The 245-nt window shown below is 49.4% G+C and carries 1 protein-coding gene; it reads right to left on the minus strand.

Going from position 1 to position 245, the window contains the following annotated elements; genetic code table 11:
- A partial coding sequence (locus KVT27_RS25790) for an iron-containing alcohol dehydrogenase (protein WP_217582295.1) occupies positions 1–207 on the minus strand: 207 nt, incomplete at its 3' end.
- Positions 208–245: the final 38 nt, after the last annotated feature.

Below are 245 nucleotides of genomic sequence, written 5' to 3' on the forward strand. Positions count from 1 at the left end.
CTCCACACCGGGCAGTTCGTAAATCGTGGCATCCAACCCTTTTAAGATATGGACCACCTTGGTGTAAAGACCGTTCTGGCGAATGCTGCCGCCGCCGTACACGAGGAGCACGTTTTTGCCGTATTTGGGAATCTCGGTTGTCAGCTTCTCCAGTTGACCCTGTCCGAAATGGAGCGTCGTCGGATTATAAAATGTAAAAGTATGCATCGAAATACCTCCTCGTCTATCCGCTATAGGATGTCTTA

Source organism: Lysinibacillus sp. GbtcB16 (assembly GCF_019091145.1).
GTDB lineage: Bacteria > Bacillota > Bacilli > Bacillales_A > Planococcaceae > Lysinibacillus > Lysinibacillus fusiformis.